General features: G+C 67.4%; 12 protein-coding genes. 8 read left to right on the forward strand and 4 right to left on the reverse strand.

Translation table 11 applies throughout. The features are described 5' to 3' along the window. Positions 1-17 precede the first annotated feature (17 nt). Genes ACSQ3P_RS15265 through ACSQ3P_RS15275 form a run of 3 tightly spaced genes read right to left on the reverse strand, consistent with a single transcriptional unit; the run spans position 18 to position 5897 of the window. Positions 18-1481, reverse strand: coding sequence for an efflux transporter outer membrane subunit (locus ACSQ3P_RS15265; protein ID WP_436166398.1), 1464 nt, complete (start codon positions 1479-1481; stop codon positions 18-20). A 34-nt stretch (positions 1482-1515) separates the two neighbouring features. Next, positions 1516-4680: an efflux RND transporter permease subunit gene (locus ACSQ3P_RS15270; protein ID WP_436166399.1), complete on the reverse strand. Its 3165-nt coding sequence runs from the start codon at positions 4678-4680 to the stop codon at positions 1516-1518. A 2-nt stretch (positions 4681-4682) separates the two neighbouring features. Beyond that, positions 4683-5897, reverse strand: a complete 1215-nt coding sequence (locus ACSQ3P_RS15275) for an efflux RND transporter periplasmic adaptor subunit (protein WP_436166400.1) — start codon at positions 5895-5897, stop codon at positions 4683-4685. 141 nt (positions 5898-6038) lie between these two features. Between ACSQ3P_RS15275 and ACSQ3P_RS15280 the strand changes: the two genes are divergently transcribed. Further along, positions 6039-6710 carry a TetR/AcrR family transcriptional regulator gene (locus tag ACSQ3P_RS15280; RefSeq protein ID WP_436166401.1) on the forward strand — a complete coding sequence of 224 codons (672 nt, stop codon included), beginning with the start codon at positions 6039-6041 and terminating at the stop codon, positions 6708-6710. Positions 6711-6740: 30 nt separating this feature from the next. Here ACSQ3P_RS15280 and ggt read toward each other — a convergent pair whose 3' ends face one another. Beyond that, a complete protein-coding gene (gene ggt, locus ACSQ3P_RS15285; protein ID WP_436166402.1) occupies positions 6741-8348 on the reverse strand; it encodes a gamma-glutamyltransferase in 1608 nt (535 codons plus the stop codon). Between the two features lie 234 nt (positions 8349-8582). Between ggt and ACSQ3P_RS15290 the strand changes: the two genes are divergently transcribed. The 7 genes from ACSQ3P_RS15290 to ACSQ3P_RS15320 all read left to right on the forward strand — a co-directional run bounded on the left by ACSQ3P_RS15290 (position 8583) and on the right by ACSQ3P_RS15320 (position 18104). After that, a complete protein-coding gene (locus tag ACSQ3P_RS15290) occupies positions 8583-9794 on the forward strand; it encodes a M24 family metallopeptidase (protein ID WP_436166403.1) in 1212 nt (403 codons plus the stop codon). 425 nt (positions 9795-10219) lie between these two features. After that, positions 10220-10723 (forward strand): sigma-70 family RNA polymerase sigma factor, encoded by a 504-nt coding sequence (locus ACSQ3P_RS15295; protein ID WP_436166404.1) that lies wholly within the window; start codon positions 10220-10222, stop codon positions 10721-10723. Between the two features lie 121 nt (positions 10724-10844). Continuing rightward, the gene (locus ACSQ3P_RS15300) at positions 10845-11807 is read left to right on the forward strand and encodes a FecR family protein (RefSeq protein ID WP_436166405.1); all 963 of its coding nucleotides are present in this window, start codon (positions 10845-10847) and stop codon (positions 11805-11807) included. 164 nt (positions 11808-11971) lie between these two features. Next, positions 11972-14332, forward strand: coding sequence for a TonB-dependent siderophore receptor (locus tag ACSQ3P_RS15305; protein WP_436166406.1), 2361 nt, complete (start codon positions 11972-11974; stop codon positions 14330-14332). A 16-nt stretch (positions 14333-14348) separates the two neighbouring features. Further along, a complete protein-coding gene (locus tag ACSQ3P_RS15310; protein WP_436166407.1) occupies positions 14349-15254 on the forward strand; it encodes an ABC transporter substrate-binding protein in 906 nt (301 codons plus the stop codon). Next, positions 15247-17238: a Fe(3+)-hydroxamate ABC transporter permease FhuB gene (fhuB, locus tag ACSQ3P_RS15315; RefSeq protein WP_436166408.1), complete on the forward strand. Its 1992-nt coding sequence runs from the start codon at positions 15247-15249 to the stop codon at positions 17236-17238. The genes ACSQ3P_RS15310 and fhuB overlap by 8 nt, the downstream gene beginning before the upstream one ends. Continuing rightward, positions 17238-18104, forward strand: a complete 867-nt coding sequence (locus ACSQ3P_RS15320; protein ID WP_436166409.1) for an alpha/beta hydrolase — start codon at positions 17238-17240, stop codon at positions 18102-18104. Before fhuB ends, ACSQ3P_RS15320 begins: the two co-directional genes overlap by 1 nt. Positions 18105-18247 lie beyond the last annotated feature (143 nt).

An 18247-nucleotide genomic window follows, 5' to 3' on the forward strand; every position in this document is an offset into this window, starting at 1 on the left:
TGCCCAGATAGCCGACGTCAGTAGCCCGTGCGCGGATGCGGCCCGGTGTTGACGTCGACCACCGCCGGCGAGGAGACCTCGACCGGCTTGGTCCAGCTGCCGCCGAGCGCCTTGTTGAGGGCGATGAAGTCCGTGGAGACGGCGACCCGGCTCTGCAGCAGCGTGTCCTCGGCGCTGTAGAGCGAGCGCTCCGCGTCGAGCACGTCGAGGAAGCTCGACGAGCCGGACTGGTAGAGCGTGCGGGAGAGCCGCGACGCGTCGCGGTAGGAGGCTGCGGCGGAGGACAGCTTGCCCGAGCGCAGGCGTTCCTGCGCCAGCGAGACCAGTGCGTTCTCGACATCCTGCATCGCGGTCAGCACCGAGAGCTTGAAGGCGGAATCATATTGATCGCGCTGGGCCTGGGCGACTTCGACTGCGGCCCGGAGCTCGCCGCCATTGAAGATCGGCACGCTCAGCGTCGGCCCGAAGGACCAGCCGATCGAGGAGTTCTTCGCGAGGTCGCCGGTTTTCAACGCCGATGTCGTGATGTTGCCGGTGAGGCTGACCGACGGATAGAGCGCGGCTTCCGCCTGGCCGATCTTGGCCGTGTACTGGGCGAGCTGGCGCTCGGCCTTGCGGACATCGGGGCGGTTGCGCAGGACGTCGGCGGGCAGGCCAGCGGGCGGCGTGCTGCGCGCGGCCGGGATCGGGCCGCCACGCGCCAGCCGGCCGGAGAGTGCGGTGGGCGCTTGCCCTGTCAGGATGCCGAGCTGATGCAGGCTCTGGGCATAGGCGGCCTCCAGGCTCGGAATCGCCGCCTCGGTCGAGCTCACCTGCGCGGCGGCCTTGGCGACGTCGACGGCCGAGGCGGATCCCGCCTGGAACTTGGTCCGTGTCAGGCCTTCGGTCTCGCGCTGCGATGTCGCGGTGCGCCTGGCCAGCGCGATACGGGCCTGGTAGCCGCGCGCCTCGACATAGTTCGAGGTCACGTCGCCGACCAGCGTCAGCAGGGTCGCGCGCAGGTCCTCATCGGCGGCATCAGTGCCATAGGTCGCGGCCTCGACGCCGCGGTAATTCGCGCCGAACAGGTCGAGCTCCCAGCTCGCATCGAAGCCGGCCTGGTACAGGCTGGAGGTGGCGTTGCCACCCGTGCTGGAGGTGGCAGCGCTGGTCCGCGACCGCGTGGCCGAGCCGGTGCCGTCGAGCGACGGAAACAGCGCTCCGACGGCCTGGCGCCTGGTCGCCCGCGCCTCGCGGATACGCGCCTTCGCCGAGGCGACGTCGAGATTGCCGGCAACAGCCTCTTCGACGATGCCATTCAGCGTCTTGTCGCCGAGACGCTTCCACCATTCATCCAGCGCCTTGGAGGCCAGCGGCCGTTTCGAGGCCGGCGCGTTGCCCCATTTCGCCGGCAGGCTCAGGGAGGGGCCGGCATAATCGGGCCCGACCGCGCAGGCACCCAGCGTCAGGCAGAGCGGCAGGGCCAGGCTGAGGCGTTTCATCGTCGCGCGGCTTCCGGTCATCATTGCGGCCATCTCAGCTTGCCTTTGCCGGCTCGGCCGCCGGCTCATCCGCGCGCTTGCCCTGCGAGTCCTTGCCCTGCACATCCTTGCCCTGGACAAGGCGGCGCACGCTGACGAAGAGCAGCGGCACGAAGAACACGCCGAGCGCGGTGGCGGCGATCATGCCGCCCATCACGCCGATGCCGATCGCGTTCTGGCTGCCCGAGCCCGCGCCGGTCGCGACCGCCAGCGGCGTCACGCCGAGGACGAAGGCGAGCGAGGTCATCAGGATCGGCCGCAGGCGCTGGCGCGCGGCCTCCAATGTCGCTTCGACCAGCCCCTTGCCGGCCTGCTGCTGCTCGATCGCGAATTCGACGATCAGGATCGCATTCTTGGCTGCAAGGCCGATCGTCGTCAGCAGTCCGACCTTGAAATAGACGTCGTTGGTCTGCCCGAACCAGGTCGCGGCCAGCAACGCTCCGAAGATGCCGATTGGCACGGAGAGCATGACTGCGAAGGGAATCGACCAGCTCTCATAGAGCGCGGCCAGGCAGAGGAAGACGACCAGCATGGCGAGCGCATAGAGCGCCGCCGCCTGACTGCCGGAGAGCCGCTCCTGATAGGACAGCCCGGTCCATTCATGAGCGTAGCCGGCCGGCAGCTGCTTCATCAGGGCATCGATCTCGTCCATCGCCGCGCCCGAGCTGACGCCGGCAGCGGCCGCACCCTGGATCTCCACCGCCGCCGAGCCGTTATAGCGCTCGAGCCGGGGCGAGCCGTAGGTCCAGCGCCCCGAGGAGAAGGCCGAGAACGGCACCATCGTGCCGCCGGAGTTGCGGACATACCATTTGTCGACATCCTGCGGCTGCATCCGGAATGGCGAACCGGACTGGACATAGACCGATTTCACCCGGCCGCGATCGATGAAGTCGTTGACATAGGCACTGCCCCAGGCGGTCGAGAGCGTCGCATTGATGTCGGCGAGCGAGAGCGTCAGCGCACTCGCCTTCTCCTGGTCGATCTCGACGGAGTATTGCGGCGTGTCCTCCTGGCCGTTGGGCCGGGTGCCGGACAAGACAGCGCTCTTGCCGGCGAGGCCGAGGAGCTGGTTGCGCGCCTCGATCAGCTTCTCATGGCCGGCGCCGGCGATGTCCTGCAGGTAGAAGTCGAAGCCCGCCGTGTTGCCGAAGCCCTGGATCGCGGGCGGCGCCAGCGCGAAGACCATGCCGTCCTTGATGGAGCGGAACGCGCCCATGGCCCGCATCGCCACGGCCTGCGCCGTCGCCTGCTTGCCCTTGCGTTCGGCGAAGGGTTTCAGCCGGACGAAGGCGAGACCGACATTCTGGCCCTCGCCGCCGAAGCCGAAGCCGGCGACCGTCAGCACGCCCTCGACCAGGTCCTTCTCCTTGCCGAGATAATGGGTGCGGATCTGGTCGAGCACGCGCAACGTGCGGTCCTGCGTTACGCCGACCGGCATCTGCACGATGGTGAACAGCGTGCCCTGGTCCTCCTCCGGCAGGAAGGAGCTCGGCAGGCGCGTGAACAGCACGGCCATGCCGACGCCGATCAGCAGGAAGACGGCGAGGAACCGGAATGGCCGCGCGATCATGCCGGCGATGCCGCTGCGATAGCCGTGGGTCGCCTTGTCGAAATTGCGGTTGAACCAGCCGAAGGGGCCCTTCTGGGTGGCATGGTCCGTCGGCGGCTTCAGCATGGTGGCGCAGAGCGCCGGCGTCAGCACGAGCGCGACGAGCACGGACAGCATCATGGCGGTGACGATGGTGACCGAGAACTGCCGGTAGATCACGCCGACGGAGCCGCCGAAGAAGGCCATCGGCACGAACACGGCCGAGAGCACGGTGGCGATGCCGACCAGCGCGCCGGTGATCTCGCCCATCGATTTGATCGTCGCCTCCTTCGGCGACAATTTCTCCTCCTGCATCACGCGCTCGACATTCTCGACGACGACGATCGCGTCGTCGACGAGCAGGCCGATGGCGAGCACCATGGCGAACATGGTCAAGGTGTTGATCGAATAGCCGGCGACCGCCAGCACGCCGAAGGTGCCGAGCAGCACGACCGGAACGGCGAGCATCGGGATGATCGTCGCGCGCAGATTCTGCAGGAAGACGAACATCACCACGAAGACGAGCACGATCGCCTCGATCAAGGTCTCGACCACCTTCTCGATCGAGAGCCGGACGAAGGGCGTGGTGTCGTAGGGGTAGACGACCTCGACACCCTCCGGGAAGGTCTGCGACAGCCGCGTGATCGCCTTCTGCACCGCCTCGGCGGTCGAGATGGCGTTGGCGCCGGTCGCCAGGCTGATCGCGAGCGCCGCCGTCGGCTGGCCGTTGTAGCGGGCGGCCGTGCGGTAATCCTTGGCGCCGAGCTCGACCGTCGCGACATCGTTCAGCCGTACGATCGAGCCGGAGCTGCCGCTCTTCAGGATGATGTTCTCGAACTGCGGGACGGTCTGAAGGCGGCTCATCGCCGTCACCGTCGCGTTGAGCTGCTGACCGGGCTTCTGCGGCAAGCCGCCGAGCTGGCCGGCCGAGACTTGCGTGTTCTGCGCCGTGATCGCGTTGGAGACGTCGCTCGGCATCAGCGCGTATTTCTGCAGCTTGTCGGGGTCGAGCCAGATGCGCATCGCATAGCCCGAGCCGAAGAGCTGGCTCGAGCCGACGCCGGGGACGCGCTTGAGCGTGTCGTTCAGCGTCGAGTCGACATAGTCGGCGAGGTCGGTCGAGGACATCTTGCCGTCGCGCGAGACGAAGGCGATGACCATCAGGAAGCCGGTCGAGGATTTCGATACGGTGATGCCGGTGTTCTGGACCGTCTGCGGCAATTGCGAGGTGACGAGCTGCAGCTTGTTCTGCACCTGCATCTGCGCGACGTCGGGATCGGCGGCGTTGGTGAAGGTCAGCGTCAGCGAAGCGTTGCCCGACGAGGTTGACGTCGCGGTCATGTATTGCAGATTGTCGACGCCGGTCATGCCCTGCTCGATGACCTTCGTCACCGAGTTTTCGACCGTCTGGGCGTCGGCGCCGGCATAGCTCGCGCTGATGTTCACGGTTGTCGGCGCGATCTGCGGATATTGCGAGATCGGCAGGGACTGCAGCGCCAGCACGCCAGCGAGCATGATGACGATGGCGACGACCCAGGCGAAGATCGGCCTGTCGATGAAGAAGCGAGACATGTTCAGTTCTTCACCGTGCCGGGCTTGTCCGTCTCTGCGGCCGCGCGCTGCGCCGCCGGGCGCAATTCCCCGCTCGCCTCGTCGATCGTGACCTCGTTGGCCGTGACCGTCTGGCCGACGCGCACGAGCTGCCCGCCCTCGACGATCACCCTGTCGCCGTCGCTGAGGCCGGTATCGACCAGCCAGTTGTTGCCGATGGTGCGACGGGTCACGAGCACGCGCTCCTCGACCTTGCCGTCCTTGTTGACGAACTTGGCCGTGGCTTCGCCCTTGGTGTTGCGGCCGACGGCGCGCTGCGGCACCAGGTAATTATTCTCGGCGATGCCCTCCTGGAGGATGGCGCGCGCATACATGCCGGGCAGCAGCAGCCGGTCGGGATTGGGGAATTCCGCCCGCAGGGTGAAGGTGCCCGTGGTCTGGTCGACATTGGCCTCGGCGAATTCGAAGCGTCCGTCCTGATTGTAGAGCGTGCCGGTATCGAGCCTGAGCTTGACCGCGACATTGGGGCCGCTGAGCTTCAACCGGCCCTCGGCGAGCGCGCTGCGGAACTTCAGCAGGTTGGTGCTCGACTGGGTGATGTCGACATTGATCGGGTCGAGCTGGCGGATCGTGGTGAGCGCGTCGGTCTGGCTCGCCGTCACCAGGGCGCCGGGCGTCAGGGAGGATTTGTCGATCCGCCCGCCGATCGGGGCAACGACCTTGGTGTAGTCGAGATTGATTTTAGCCGTGGCGAGGCTCGCCTTGGCCGAGGCGACATCGGCATTGGCCTGGGCCAGGGCCGAGATCGCGTCGTCGAGGTCCTGCTTGCTGACGGCGCTCTGGCGGACCAGGTCGCGGTAGCGGTCAAGCTTTGCCTGGGCGCTCGGCACAGTGGCCTCGGCTTTCTGCAAGGCTGCGGCGGAGCTGTCATAGGCCGCCTGGTAGCTCGCCGGGTCGATCTCGTAGAGCACGGTCCCGGCCGCGACCTCGCCGCCTTCCTTGAAGAGGCGCGACTTGATGATGCCGTTGACCTGCGGACGCACCTCCGCGACGAGGCTCGCCGAAACCCGGCCCGGCAGTTCGGCGGTGATCGCGACGGGCTGCGGACGCAGGCTGACGACGCTGACCTGCATCTGCGCGGTCGGCGGAGCGGGGCCGGCCGCCTTCTCGTTGCAGGCCGAGAGCAGAAGCCCCGCCGCAATGGCTGCGACCGCGCTTCGCCCACGCAATACGGTCATGCCGCAGTGCACAAGGCTGGACTCGCAGTTTTGCATCCTCAAGCGCTGCACGGCATCACCCTATTTTGGAAACTTAGGAGTACCTTTATGGCTTGCAATCTTGCGCTGTCAATCGCATGGAGGTGAAATAAGGGGAAACACATGGCGCAGGGTCTGACGATAACGTGTGAGGACGCGGCAGCGGCCACCAGGGTGACGCCCGCGCGCGGGCGCCCGAAAATCATGGCCGATGAGGCTGTGCGCGCGATGATCGTGGCCCATGCCAGGGATGCCTTCCTCGAGGTCGGCTATGCCGGTACGACGATGGATCTCGTCGCGGCACGTTGCCGCATCTCGAAGCGGACGCTCTATCGCCTCTTCCCCGGCAAGACCGATCTGTTCACGGCAGTCGTCATCCTGCACCGGCAGTCGATGCTGGATCTGCCGCGTCCCGACGATGAAGATCTGCCCGTGGCCGAAGCCCTCGAAGCGATCTTCAAGATCGACATCGACGAGGTGGCCGATCGTGAGCGCATCGCGTTCATTCGTCTGGTCATCACGGAATCAACCCGGTTTCCCGAGATCGAGCTCTTGATCCTACGCGACGGCGCCGAGGCATCGCGTCGCCTTCTCGCGGAATGGCTGATGCGTCAGGTGGAGCGCGGTCTCATCGCGCTCGCCGATCCCTCAAAGGCCGCACAGATGCTGATGGATATGGTGTTCGGCGTGTTCGCGCGCCGGCGTCACCATGGCGAGTGGGGCTCGCGCGAGGAGCGCCGCGCCTATGTGCGGATGTGCATCGACATCTTCGTCAATGGCGTCGCTCGCGGCTGAAGCGCGGAGCGCGTGCCGGGCGCGCCGGCTTCAGACCTTCAGGGCCATGCCGTCGCGCTGCGGATCGGCGCCGCCCGACCAGTTCGCCCCCTCCGCGCGGATGCCATGCGGCGCGCCGAAGGCGAAGGACTGGTAGGACCGGTTTACGGCGTAGCCTTTGGCTTCCAATGCGGCGGTGACGCGGCGCTCGATGCGGTTGGAGACGTCGATCGTGTCGCTCAGGCAGACGATGCGCGGCGCGGCGACCGCCTCCGCCATGCTCATCCCGAAATCGATGACGTTGCTCAGCGCCTGGGCAATGGCGGGCACGATGAAGGTACCGCCTGGCGCGCCGATGGCGATGACGGGTGTCTCGTCCTTGAACATGATCGTCGGCGCCATCGCGCTGCTGCGCGCCTTGCCGGGAGCGATCGAACCGGCGCGGCCGGGGCGGGGGTCGAAACCGCTCATCGAGCCATTATACATGAAGCCCAGGCCGGGGGTGATGGCGCCCGATGGCTGGCCGAGGGTGTGGGTGAGCGTCACCGCATTGCCCTCTTCATCCATGACGCAGACGACGGTCGTGTCCGGCGGATCCCTGGACAATTCCGAGCGCGCCACGCGCGCCTTCTCGCCTGACCGGATCCTGGCGGCGTGGCCGGCGGCATGGGCCTGCGAGAGCAGCCTGTCGATCGGCACATCGACGAAGTCGGGATCGCCGATATGGGCGTCGCGGTCGATCGTCATCCACTTCATCGCCTCGGCGAGGATCGCGATGTGCTCGGCGCTGTTGTGCTCGAGCGCGCCGATCTCGAATTCCTGCAGGATATGCATGAGTTCGATCAGCGAGACGCCGCCAGCGGCGGGCGGGTTGCCGGCGATGCGCAGACCGCGATAGGCGCCCCAGACGGGCTGCTTCTCGCGCACCCTGTACTCCGCGAGATCGCGCTTCGTCAGGAGCCCGCCTTGCGCCGCCATGTCGGCGGCGATCTCTTCGGCGATCGCGCCGGTGTAGAAGATCTCAGGGCCTGCTGCGGCGATGCGCTCCAGCGTGCGGGCGAGGTCGGGATTGGTGACGGTATCGCCGGGGCGCCTCAGCGTGCCGTCGGGGTGGAAATAGATTCTGCGCCCGGTCTCGCTGTGGCGGAGTTTGTTCTCGGTGTTGATCTGGCCGGTGCTGCGCTGGTCGATCGTCCAGTAGTAGTGGACATAGGGGCGGATCGTGAAACCGTCGCGCGCCTGCCGGATCGCCGGCGCCATGACATCCCCGAGATCCATCGTGCCGAAGCGCGACAGGGCCTCGGTGTAACCCTTGACGTTGCCTGGCGTGCCGGCCGCGAGATGGCCGAGCTCATTGGCATGGTCGCTGAGCAGGAAGACGAAGCCGTCGCGCGTCTGGCCGACGAAACGGTCGGCCCACATCTCGGGCGTGGCTGCGAGCGGCGCCAGCGCCAGGAATTCGAGCACGGTGTGTACGCCGCGTTTCGGCATGCTGATCTGCATCGCGCCGAACCCGCCGATCCCGCACATCTGGGGGTCGACTACGCCCTGGCTGAAGGCGCAGGCGATGGCGGCATCGATGGCGTTGCCGCCCCGGCGCAGAATGTCACCGCCGGCTTCGGCGGCCTCGGGTTGGGCCGCTACGATCATGCCGCGCATCTGTGTCTCCCTGGTCCCGTCGCGCATCGTCGCCTTGAGCGCGCGTCGTTCTGGAAGAGGCAGCATCGCGCGTTGGGTGGCTATCCACCACCCGCAAATCCGCATGCGCTTGCAGCCGACAGCGCAGGTGCCGTTTCCGGCGGATGCGGTCCATAACAGGCCTTTCGCCGCTCCGATCGGTCTCTAGAGGTTGATCGGCCCCATGCTTTTGCGACCAGACGGAGGACACGACCTATGACGATCGGAGTGGGCGGATCGAGCTTCGAGGCGGAACTCGCCAAATTGAAGCCGATGACTGATGGCATCGAGCCGATCGCGGTAACTGAGTTCAAGGTTCGCATCGCCAAGGCGCAGGCGCTGCTGCGCGAGCAGGGTCTCCAGGCGCTCTATCTCGATACCTCCACGAGCCTTGCCTACTTCACCGGCATCCAGCTCACCTTGTCCGAGCGCCTGCATGGCGCGGTCATCCCGGCGGAGGGCGAGATCGTCTATCTCAGCCCAACCTTCGAGGAGCCGAAGACGCGGGAATTGATGCGCTTCGGCGAGGAGGTGCGCTGCTGGGAGGAGCATGAGGACCCGACGGAGCTGGTGATCGAAACCATCCGCAGCCTGGGCTATGAGAGCGGCCAGGTCGCGCTCGATCCGCATACGCCGTTCTATATCGTCGATGGGCTGCGCAAGGCCGGCAACCGCTTCTCCTTCAGCCACGGCAACGTGATCACCGCGGCTTGCCGGCAGTTGAAATCGGCCGCCGAGATCGCTCTGATCCAGCGCGCCATGGACATCACCATGGAGGTCCACCGGGCGGCGGCCCGGGCGCTGCAGGTCGGCGTCACCACCGCTCAGGTCAAGCTGTTCCTCGACCAGGCGCATCGCAAGCTCGGCATGAACTGGACCAGCGGCGCGGCCCAGTTCGGCGAGGCGACGGCCTATCCCCATGGCGTGCCCTATGAGCAGACGCTGCAGGATGGCGACATGGTGCTGATCGACATGGGCACCAAGGTCGGCGGTTATCGCTCCGACATCACCCGCACCTATGTCTTCGGCGAAGCGACCGAGCGCCAGCGCGAGATCTGGAACCTGGAGAAGCGGGCGCAGCTGGCGGCGTTCGATGCGGCTGTCCTGGGTGCACCCTGCGAGGCGGTGGACGCGGCGGCGCGCGGCGTCATCGAGGCAGCGGGCTTCGGCCCGGGCTACAAGGTGCCGGGCCTGCCGCATCGCACCGGCCATGGGCTCGGCCTCGACGTGCATGAGGAGGCCTTCATGGTGAAGGGCAACAAGACGCCGCTCCAGGTCGGCATGTGCTTCTCCGACGAGCCGATGATCTGCATCTATGGCGAGTTCGGCGTACGCCTCGAGGACATCATCTACATGGCCGAGGACGGAGCCCATTGGTTCACGACGCCGGCCCATTCCGTGGACGATCCCTTCGGCTACGAAGCCTGAACGCGCGGCGACCGGTGACCGGAGCCCCGTATGGGGCTCTGTCACCCCCTGATCGCCTGCCGGACGCGCGGTCTGCCGTTTCATCAGGTCGGCCGTTGCAGCCGGGCAACGGTTTGCGGCAATTCCCTGCGCTGTCCGAAGCGCCGTTTTTTGCTGGCGGGAGCCGGCTTGAGCGAGCCGAATACCGGTATCTGCCGGAGAATACTTGGTTTTTCCGGCCGGCAGCCGGCATGGCAATTGTTTCTGCGATGAATAGCTTAGAATCTATCTAAATATCTGTACTTGCGGGGAAATTTGGATTCACGCTACTGCGCTGCAGCACCTGGGGCGGGTTTGAACCCGAAAGCCTTGGGATGGCGGCAAGGGTCGGCAGCGGGATCACATCCAGCTGCGCCCCGACGCCGGCGGCATGGAGGCGGGACCGGGTGGTCTGGGATATTCAAAAGCTGTTCCGGCATCACGCCAAGGATATCGCGCGATCGCTTCGGCGGCGCGGCCTGACGGCCGAGATGGCGGCCGACCTGACGCAGGACACCTTCCTGCGCGTGCTGTCGTCGCCGCCCAGGGACGATGCGGCGCATCACAATCCCAAGGCTTATCTCTACCAGGTCTCGCGCAATCTCAGCATCAACCAGATCAGGCGCGAGCGCCTGGTCGAGCGGGTGGAGCTCGACGACGAGGCGTTCGCGCAGCTTGCCGAGCCGTTGCCGTCTCCCGAAACCATCGTCCATGACCGTCAGCGTCTGAAGCTGGTGGAGGCCGCGCTGGCCGAGCTCCCCGCCCGCACGCGCACCGCTTTCGAGATGCATCGCCTGGGAGACCGCACCATCGCCGAGGTCGCCCGCGAGCTCGACCTGTCGGTGACGCGGACCTGGACTTTGATCCGGGATGCCTACCGCCATATCGTCGTGCGCACTGAAAATTTGTAATTGGAAATATCTCAGGGAGAGAAAAACCCGGCCGGCCGGTTGTAATAGAGGGTGGGAGACGCAAGCCGAACAGGTGGCTATGCCCATGCCGGAAGGACTGGCCCATGCCGGAAGGACGGGAATGACCGAGGCTGCGCCGGATCTCGATCGCTTGCTCGACGAGGCGATCGACCTCGTCATTCGCTTGCAGAACGATCCCGGCAACCCCGTTGCCATCGAGATGATCAGAGCATGGCGGGCGAGGAGCCCGGCGCATGAGCAGAGCTGGGCGCGCATCGCCAGCGCCCATGGGATGGCCGGCAAGGTCCTGACCGATCGCCGGAAGGCCGAGCAGCGCGCGGCGCTGGGGCTGACCCGCCGTAACCTCGTCATCGCTGGCGCGATCGGCCTGGGTGCCGTGGGCGCCGGCTCGCTGATGATGTCGGACGCTTGGCTCCAGCCGCGGGCCGACCATCGCACCGCCAAGGGCGAGATCCGCCAGGTCGCGCTTCCCGACGGCAGCATGGCGACGCTCGGCCCCGACAGTGCGCTGGCGCTCGCCTATGGGCCGGACGAGCGGCGCGTCGCGCTGCTGCAGGGCATGTCGTTCTTCGAGGTTGCGCCGGATAAGGCGCGCCCGTTCCGGGTCCAGGCGGGCCATCTCACCGCGACGGCCCTTGGAACGGCCTTCGATGTCTCCAGCGATGCGGGGATCGTGACGGTTTCCGTTGATCATGGGCTCGTCGAGGCGCGGGCCCCGGATTCGGCGCTGGCCGCGGGCGAGCGACTGGGCGCCGGAGACTGGATGGCGTTCGATGCGGCCTCGCAGAGCCTCGATCGCGGAAGGCGCGAGGCGGGCCAGGTCGCGACGTGGCGCGACCGCTTGATCGTGGCCGAGCAGGAGCCGGTCTCGGCGCTGATCGCCCGGATCGGCCGCTGGCTGCCCGGGCGCATCGTCGTCGCGGGGTCCTTCGGTGGCTCGCAAAAGGTGAGCGGGCTCTTCGACCTGCGCGATCCCGCGCGGGCGCTCGAGGCGGTGGTGCATCCGACCGGCGGCCATGTCCGTCGGATCTCGTCGTTCCTGACGGTGATTTCGTCCTTCTGAAAAAAACCGGGCGGAAGGGAGAAAAAATCCGATCCCCGTTTGTATCAGCTTCAAGGGTTGCGCCATTCACGTCGGCACGCCCTCCCGATGCAATCGACAGGAGCGGCTTCACCATGGGGCGAGGGGCGGAGATCAGTTCGCGCAGGACAGCCGGACGCAAAGCGTTGCTTGCAGCGCTGCTGGCGACGACATCGGTCGGAGCAAGCGTCACGGCGATAGTGCCCAGCGCCTTCGCCCAGGCCGCGCGGACGAGTTACTCCATCCCCGCCGGCCCGCTGAACCAGGCCCTGACCGCTTTCGGGCGCCAGTCGGGCCTCCAGATCACCTATCTGGCCTCCGTCGCTTCCGGCAAGACCTCGCCCGGCGTCTCGGGCGCCGTGACGCGGGAGCAGGCGCTGGCGCGCATCCTCCAGGGCTCGGGGCTGGTCTACTCCTTCCCGAACCCGACCACCGTTGCGATCTCGACGCGTGCGGCGGGCAACGGCTCCGTTGCGGCAGACGGCGCCGTGGTGCTCGATACGATCGACGTGCAGGGATCGACTGACGGCAGCGTTGGCTATGTCGCGACGCGCAGCGCGGCGGGCACCAAGACCAACACGCCCCTGATCGAGACGCCGCAATCGGTCTCCGTCGTCACGCGGCAGGAGCTCGACGACCGCAATGTGCAGACGCTGACCCAGTCGGTCGCCTATACGCCGGGCGTGCGCTCCGAATCGTCCGGCTTCGATCCCCGTTTCGACGCCTTCTACATCCGCGGCTTCAATGCGACCTATAACGGGGTCTATCGCGACGGCTTGCGCCTGCCCGGCAATAATATGGCGGTGTTCAAGGTCGCGCCCTATGGCGTGGAGAGCGTCACCGTGTTGCGCGGCCCGAGCTCGGCGCTCTATGGCCTCGGTTCGCCGGGCGGGCTCGTCGACATCACCTCCAAGCGCCCGGTCGATCAGCCATTCGGCGAAGTGGAATTGCAGGCGGGCAACAAGAATCGCGTCCAGAGCAATTTCGATGTGGGCGGCCGGCTCGATCCCAACGGAACGCTGCTCTACCGCCTGACGGGCTCCGTCCGCGACAGCCATACGGCCAATGTGGTGGGCGGCGACGACAACCTGCTCAACCTCGCCCCGGCCTTCACCTGGCGCCCGAACGACCAGACGAAGCTGACCATCCTCGGCGAATTCCAGGATTCGAAGAATCCGGGCGCGCTTCCATACTATGCCTGGAGCGGCGCGCGGTCGCAGAGCTTCCTGCGGAGCGACCCGGACTACAACAGCCTGGAGCAGACCCAGAACCGCATCGGCTACCAGTTCGAGCACAAGTTCAACGAGGTCTTCACGGTCCGGCAGAATCTGCGCTGGGGCCAGGTCGACACGAAGAACCGCTTCACCGGCAATTCGGGAGTCGACGCCAGCGGCACGGTCCTCAATCGTTACACCGGCTATGTGCACGACGTGCTGAATTCATTCGCGGTCGACAATCAGGTGCAGGCTGATTTCGGGACCGGGCCGATCCAGCACCGCCTGCTCGCGGGCCTCGACTACACTCATCTCAGACTCAGCGACCGGATCGGCTATGGCACGGCGCCGGGCTTGAGCCTAGTGACGCTGCAATCGCTCGGCCGCTTCACGGACCCGGCCTTCAGCACGATCGGCAGGCAGACCCAGGACCAGATCGGCGCCTATGTCCAGGAGCAGGCCAAGTTCGGCCGCTGGACGCTGACGCTGTCGGGACGGCAGGACTGGGTGCGTACGAAGACCGTGGACCGCGTCAGCACCAGCCGGCAGGAGGCTGACGACCAGGCTTTCACCGGCCGCGTCGGTCTGACCTATCAGTTCGACAACGGCATCGCGCCCTATGCGACCTATTCGACCTCCTTCGCGCCCAATCTCGGCGTCGATCCGACGGGCGTGCCCTTCAAGCCGACCACGGCCGAGCAGGCCGAGATCGGCGTGAAGTACGCGCCGACCGGCTTCGACGGCTTCTTCACCGCCTCGCTCTTCCGGATCACGCAAGATGGCGGCCTCGTCGCCTCCGACGCCAACCCCTATGTGCAGGTCCAGCGCGGAGAGGTGCGCGGCCAGGGGCTCGAACTGGAGGCGGTCGCCAATCTCGGGGCGGGCTTCCGCGTCAGGGGCTCCTATGCCTATCTCGATCTGGAGACCATCACCGGCACCGCGGGGACGGTCGGCAAGGTGCCCGCGGCGGTGCCGCGCCACAGCTTCGCGGCCTGGACCGACTATACCGTGCCGGACGGGTTGACGCTCGCCGGGCTCGGGCTCGGCGTGGGTGTCCGCTACACCGGTTCCAGCTATGGCGACGCCCAGAACACTTTCAAGAATGATGCGGTCGCACTCGTCGACGCCACGCTGAACTATGATCTCGGGCGGGTGAACCCCGCGCTGAAGGGCTGGTCGGCGAAGGTCAACGCCCAGAACCTGTTCGACACCAAATACACGACCTGCGAGGCCGGCTATTGCTACAAGGGCACCCGCAGCAGCGTCATCGCGAGCCTGCGCTATCGCTGGTGAGGCTGCTGGTCCGGCCATGCGTATCCCAGCCGGCCTGGATCGTCGGACCCTCCTCGCCGCCGCCTGCTGCATGGCTGTGCACGGCGGTGCGGCTCGCGCCGGCGAGCCTTCACCGCCGGCGCGCATCGTCTCGCTCGACTATGGCCTGACCGAGACGCTGCTCGCGCTCGGCGTCGCGCCGGTCGGTATGGTGCAGGTCGGCGCTTGGGCGGATTGGGTGGTCGAACCTGCCTTGCCGGCCGGCATGATCGACCTCGGCGCCGATCGCGAGCCGAATCTCGAATTGCTGGCGGCGATCAGGCCGGATCTGATCGTGACGACGCCCTATCTCGCCGCGATCCGCCCCGTGCTGGAGCGTTTCGCCCCGACCCGGACCTTCTCGATCTATGCTCCGCCGGGCGGTCGGCCCTATGAGTTGAGCGTCGCGGCGACGCGCGAACTGGCTGGTCTGCTCGGCCGCGCGACGGAGGGCGAGGCCCTGATCGCGCGGGCCGAGGCGCGGATGGCGGAGATCCGCGCCAGGCTCCGCGATAGGGCCGATATCCCGCTGCTGATCGTGAGTTTTCTCGATGCGCATCATGTCCGGGTTTATGGCGCAGGCAGCCTCTTCGACGGTGCGCTGAAGCGCTGCGGCCTTGCGAATGGCTGGCGGGGACCGAGCAATTACTGGGGCTTCGCCACGGTCGGCATCGAGGCCCTGGCGGCCGTGCCGGAGAGCCGGCTGGTCTATCTGGAGCCGATCTCCGGCGATGTCCTGACGAAGCTCGCGGGCAGCCCGCTCTGGAACAGCCTGGCCTTCGTCCGCGCCGGGCGGATCCAGCGGCTGCCGGCGGCGCTGATGTTCGGCATGCTGCCCTCGGCGATGCGCTTCGCCGCGCTTTTGGGCGAGCATCTTTCCGCGACGGGGCGTTCCAGTGGCTGAGGCTCTCCATCGCAAGGGACCGGCCGGCATCGTCGCGCTCCTTCTGGCCGCGGCCGGCGCGGCGAGCCTATGGACGCTGGTGAAGTTGCTGCCGCCGGAGCTGTGGTTCGACGCCCTGCGCGGGCCGGACCTTGCCGATGCGCGCCAGATGCTGGCGGCCTATAGCGTCATGCCGCGGCTCGTCACCAGCATCCTGTGCGGCGCGGCGCTGGGCCTGGCCGGGGCGCTGCTGCAATTGGTGCTGCGCAATCCGATCGCCTCGCCGACCACGCTCGGGGTCGAGGCGGGGGCCAATCTCGCCTTGTCGGTCGCCATGCTCTGGGCGCCCGGGCTGCTCGCCTTCGGCCGGGAATGGACGGCAATGGCGGGCGGGCTGCTTGCTGTCGCCGGCGTGCTCGCCTTGTCCTGGCGCAAGGGGCTGGCGCCGGTCTCGGTCGTGCTCTCAGGGCTCGTCATCGGCCTCACCTGCAGCGCCGTCGTCGCGACGCTGGTCCTGTTCAAGACGCATTACCTCGCCGGCCTGTTCATGTGGGGGAGCGGGTCGCTCAGCCAGCAGGACTGGTCGGCCGCTATCTTCCTCACGCCGCGCTTCGTTGCTGTGGCGGCATTGAGTGCCTTCCTGGTGCGCCCCTTGACCTTGCTGAGCCTCGACGACGCCAATGCGCGCAATCTCGGCCTGTCGATCGGGGCCGCCCGGCTCGCCGCGCTTATCCTCGCCGTCGCCTTGACGGCTTGCGTCGTCAGCGCGGTCGGCATCATCGGCTTCCTCGGCCTCGCCGCCCCGGCGCTCGCGCATGTCGCCGGGGCAAGGCGGGTCGGGGAGCGCCTGGCCTGGTCCGCGCTGCTGGGTGCGGCTTTGCTTTGGCTGACCGACCAATGCGTGCAGCTCGCGGCCGGTGCTGACGGCACGACGCTGCCGACGGGCGTGGTCACGGCGCTGTTCGGCGCGCCGTTGCTGCTGTGGCTGCTGCCGCGCCTGCGCCAGCCGCAGGGCGCGCCGCCCTCCTCAGCCGGGCCGGCGCCTCGCCGCAGCGCCCATGTGGGGCGGGTGCTTGGCTGTCTCGGTGGGCTGCTCGTGATTGCGACCATACTCTCCGTCATGGTCGGGCGAGGTCTCGACGGCTGGCATTTGAGCCTGGGTGGCGAGCTCGATCTCCTGCTGCCTCTGCGTCTGCCGCGCGCGCTCGCCGCCCTGTCGGCGGGCGCGATGCTCGCGGTCGCCGGCTGCATGCTGCAGCGCCTGACCGCCAACCCGATGGCGAGCCCGGAGGTGCTGGGCGTCAGTGCCGGCGCTGCCTTCGGCTTCGCCGTCGCGCTGTTGACGCTGTCCGAGGTCGGGCGGGGCATGCAGCTTCTCGCCGCCTCCGCAGGAGCGCTGGTTGCGCTTCTGGCGATCCTCGTGCTGGGCCGGGGGAGGGGCGGGGCGTCGGGATCGACCCTGCTCGTCGGCATCGCGCTCGGCGCATTGTTCGACGCCGTCGTGACGGCGCTGATGGCGGGCGGCGACCCCAGGGCCGTGCTGCTGCTGAACTGGATGACCGGCTCGACCTACGCGATCGACGCATGGGGTGCGACCGTCACTCTTGCCACAGCCGGTGGATTGCTCGTCCTCCTGCCGCTTGGCGCGCGCTGGCTCGACATCGTGCCGCTCGGGGCAGGGACGTCTCTGGCGCTGGGGCTTCACCCCAGGCGCAGCCAGGCGATGATATTGGCATCGAGCGCCGTCCTGACGGCGATTGCGACGCTGATCGTCGGTCCGCTGACCTTCGTGGGCCTGATGGCGCCGCATCTGGCGCGGCAACTTGGCCTGCGGCGGGCCATGCCTGAGTTCATGGGAGCCGCCTTCGCGGGCGGCCTCGTCATGGTCGCGGCCGATTGGGCCGGCCGCAGCATCGCCTTTCCCTGGCAGATTCCGGCCGGGCTCGCCGCTTCGATGATCGGCTGTCCCGTGCTGTTGTGGCTCCTCTCGCGAAAGTCTTCCTGATGGCGGCGCAAGCGCTCATCCCCGACACGATCCATTTCGATCTGGCGCCGCGTTCGGGCGGTGAGCCTTACCGGATCTTCCTGCGCGTTCCCGCGGGCGCGCGCCCGCCGCAGGGCTGGCCGGTGCTCTATCTGCTCGACGCTAATGCGATGATCGCGACAGCAGCCGATATCCTGCGGGTGCAGGCGGCCTATCCGCTCGGGACCGGCATCGCTGATGGCGTCGTGGTCGGCATCGGCTACCCGACGGAGGGGGCCTATGACAGCGTCAGGCGCTCCTGGGACATGGGGCCGCCGCCGGGCCAGGTCTATCCGCCTCACACACCCGGCGGCCCGGATGTGCGCACCGGCGGGGCCGACGAATTCCTCGCCTTCATCGAGGACGAGTTGAAGCCCGAGATCGACCGGCGCGTCACGGTCGACCGGCAGAGCCAGGCAATCTTCGGTCATTCCTTCGGGGGGCTGTTCGTGCTGCACGCGTTGTTTCGCCGCCCGGCCGCGTTTTCAGCCTGGGTCTCGGCGAGCCCGGCGATCTGGTGGGAGGGAGCGGGCATCGTCGCCGAGGCCGAGCGCTTCCTGGCGCAAGGCGAGATCGACCGGCCAGGACGCGTGCTCCTGCAGGCGGGCGAGTATGAGCAGGCGCTTGCGCCGTTCCAGAGAGGCGCGACTGACGCGGAAAAGCGCATCAAGAGCTTTGCCGAGAGCCGCATCGTCGACAACGCGCGGGCGATGGCGGAACGGCTTTCGCATGCGCCGGGCCTTGATGTGGAATTCCAGTTCCTTCCCGGCGAGACCCATATGTCGGTGCTGCCATCCGCGCTCAATCTGGCTGTGCGCTTCGTGTTCGGAGCGCCGGCTGCGCGGTGATGCCGTTGTTCGATCTCGACGCGGTGGCCTTCGCGATCTCCGGGCGGCCGTCTGAACGCGGGGCCCGGGGGGAGCACCCGCCTGAGCTGCCCTATCGATGTGACGGTAAAGCTCGGGCTCCGGAGCCCGCTCTCATCAAAGAG

It is taken from the genome of Allobosea sp. LjRoot9, assembly GCF_964252745.1.
Taxonomy (GTDB): Bacteria; Pseudomonadota; Alphaproteobacteria; order Rhizobiales; family Beijerinckiaceae; genus Allobosea.